The sequence below is a fragment of the Bradyrhizobium sp. P2_E8 genome, assembly GCF_056403875.1.
The window spans coordinates 1-2850 of record NZ_JBFUES010000949.1; the positions used below are offsets into that span (position 1 = coordinate 1).

At 66.0% G+C, this 2850-nt stretch carries 4 protein-coding genes; 1 reads left to right on the top strand and 3 read right to left on the bottom strand.

Going from position 1 to position 2850, the window contains the following annotated elements; translation table 11 throughout:
- Positions 1 to 245: ATP-binding protein (locus tag AC1D00_RS34775; protein ID WP_477013798.1), on the bottom strand; the 245-nt coding region annotated here is incomplete at its 3' end.
- A 316-nt stretch (positions 246 to 561) separates the two neighbouring features.
- On the opposite strand from AC1D00_RS34775, the gene AC1D00_RS34780 reads away from it, so the two are divergent.
- Positions 562 to 870, top strand: a complete 309-nt coding sequence (locus AC1D00_RS34780) for a hypothetical protein (protein ID WP_477013799.1) — start codon at positions 562 to 564, stop codon at positions 868 to 870.
- A gap of 58 nt (positions 871 to 928) precedes the next feature.
- Here the strand turns inward: AC1D00_RS34780 and arfB are convergent, their stop codons facing one another.
- Positions 929 to 1345, bottom strand: a complete 417-nt coding sequence (arfB, locus tag AC1D00_RS34785; protein WP_011090218.1) for an alternative ribosome rescue aminoacyl-tRNA hydrolase ArfB — start codon at positions 1343 to 1345, stop codon at positions 929 to 931.
- 118 nt (positions 1346 to 1463) lie between these two features.
- On the bottom strand, positions 1464 to 2798 hold the full coding sequence (locus tag AC1D00_RS34790; protein WP_167771162.1) for a M16 family metallopeptidase: 1335 nt from the start codon (positions 2796 to 2798) through the stop codon (positions 1464 to 1466).
- Between the last annotated feature and the right edge of the window lie 52 nt (positions 2799 to 2850).

Genomic DNA, 2850 nt, shown 5'->3' on the forward strand with positions numbered 1-2850 from the left:
TCGTCGAGCTTGGAGGTGGCGTGGCGCTCGACCGCGAGCGCGAGATCCTTCGCCGTCATCCCGCTGCCGTCGTCGGTGATGCCGATCCGCCGCCGGCCGCCGCCATCGGTGAAGACGTCGATCCGGCTCGCACCGGCATCGATCGCATTCTCGACCAGTTCCTTGACCACGCTCGCGGGCCGTTCGACCACCTCGCCGGCGGCGATGCGGTTGACGACTTGCTCAGGCAATTGGCGGACGGGCATGGGCTCACTCGGCGAATATCCCAGTCTAATGCCTCGTGGGCACAAATGCATGGGGAAGGTCGAGCTTCCCACATGGCAAATGTGGCGCGTCTATCCTCGCTTACTTCTTATGCACGCGGGGAACGTGTTCCGCGCTGCCGCATATGCGGAGGACAATTCCGCGAAACCGCCTCGAAATCCCTAAACGATCACCACACGAAGCGGATTGCATCGCGATCGCGCCGTTCGAACTCTCTATGCGATGAACCGGTCCGGTGCAGGCGAACGGCGCAGGACGCAGCCGACCCGGTCATCGCAAAAAATCCAGGAGAAATGGATGAAGTTGGTGAAGACTTCTGCAATCGCATGCGCTCTTGCAGCCCTCATTGCGACGCCCGTTTTCGCGCAAGGCACGTCAGCTGGCACCAAGCCCGGCGGCACCGTGCAAAGCAAACCCATGCAGGGGGGCGCGTCAGCCRGCGAAGATGAGGATCTCGGCACGCAGCAGGGCGCTGCGGGTGAGAAGATGGGCATGAAGTCGACCAAGGGAACGAAGGGCGCGGTCGGCACTACGGGAAGCGCAGCGCACAAGGGGACGGTCGACGATTCCGCCTCGGGCAGTCCCGCCACCGGCAAGCGTTACTGACGCCGGAACGTGAACCTGCAAACCTCCGGTCGCTTGGCGGCCGGAGGTGTTTGTCCATTCAATCGTCGAAACTCCGGCCGCGTCCGGCCTTGACGTCGCTGCGACGCTTCTTGCCCTCGAGCCGGCGCTGCTTGGAGCCGAAGGTCGGCCGTGTCGCGCGCCGTGGCTTCGGCCGTATCATCGCCTCGCTCAGGATCTCGACGAGCCGGTCGATGGCGTCCTGGCGGTTGCGTTCCTGGGTGCGGAAGCGCTGCGCGTGGATCACGATCACGCCGTCCTTGGTCATGCGCTGGCCGGCGATGCGGGCGAGCCGGATCGTGGCATCCTCCGGCAGGGTCAGCTTGCGCGTGTCGAAGCGCAGCTGGGCCGAGGTTGCGACCTTGTTGACGTTCTGCCCGCCGGGGCCGGAGGCGCGGACGAAGCCGATCTCGATGTCGTCCTCGTCGATGACGAGATCGCGGGATATCCGCAGCATGATGGCACCATTCGTGATGTCCGGACATATCCCGGACGTCCACGTTCGGCAATGGCGCTCATGCGAAACGCAAATGGCCGGGGCGAGCCCGGCCATTTGACACAGCGGATGGAAGACCTCAGTTCGACTTGGGCGCCGCTGCCGCCGGCTGCGCGGCGGCCTGCGGGGCGCGGCCGACGACGACGGTCAGGAGGCCCTGGCCCCAGAGGCGCTTGGCGGCTGCCTTGGCGTCGTCCAGCGTCACCGCGTCGACGATGGCGTTGCGCTTCTCGATATAGTCGATCGGAAGCTTGTCCTGCTGATATTGCAGCAGCGCCTGGGCGAGCTTCGAGGACGTATCCAGCGCCAGCATCTGCGAGCCCTTGAGGTAGGACTTGGCCTCGTCGAGCTCCTTCTGCGTCGGGCCCTCCTCGGCGATCCGGCGCACCTCCTTCTCGATGGCGTCGATGGTGTCGTTGGCGCGGTCGGCGCGGGTGCCGGTATTGCCGATGAAGACCGCCGAATGCTCCATCCAGAGCAGGGATTCGAACACCGAATAGGCCAGCCCGCGCTTCTCGCGAACCTCGCGATAGAGCCGGGAGGACAGTCCGCCGCCGCCGAGGATGTGGTTGACGACATAGGCCGCCATGAAGTTCGGGTCGCTGCGCTTCACGCCGGGGCCRCCGAAGGTGATGACGGTCTGCGGCACGTCGAGCGGCACGAAGGCGCGCTGCGGCGGCTTGGCCGCCTCGATGTCGGGGACCGGCACGAGATTGGCCTTGGCGGGCAGGCTGCCGAAGGTGTGGTCGAGCAGCTTGCCGAGGGTCGCCGGATCGACGTCGCCGACGACTGCGACCTTCAATGTGTCCTTGGCGAGCACGCGGCCGACATAGTCCTTCATGTCGGCGGCGGTGACGGTCGGCACGCTTTCCAGCGTGCCGTTGGTCTGCCGGCCATAGGGATGATCGCCGAAGGCGACCTCCAGGAATTGGCGGCTCGCCAGCGACGACGGATTGGTGGTCTCGCGGCGCAGGCCCGAGATCACCTGCGAGCGGATGCGCTCGACGTCGGCGGTGTCGAAATGCGGCGAGGTCAGTGCCATCCGCAACAGGTCGAAGGCTTCGTCCTTGTTGTCGCGCAACATGCGCAGGCTGCCGCGGAAGGTGTCGCGGGTGGCGCTGAAGGAGAGCTCGATGGCGCGGCGGTCGAGCCGCTCGTGGAAGGTCTTGGAGTCGAGATCGCCGGAGCCTTCGTCGAGGAGGTCGCCGACGAGATTGGCGACGCCCGACTTGTCCTTGGGATCCTGGGCCGAGCCGCCGGCAAAGGAATATTCCATGGCGATCAGCGGCACGGTGGCGTCCTGCACGAACCAGGCCTCGATGCCGCCCGGCGAGATCAGGCGCTGGATCTTTGCTGCGGCCTGCGACGGCGAGACCGCGGCGAGCGCGAGCGCCGCGCCGGTGACGAAGGACAGCGCGAAGTGCCTTGTGCGTGGGAAGTGTTTTGCGCGAAGGAAGGGATAGGTC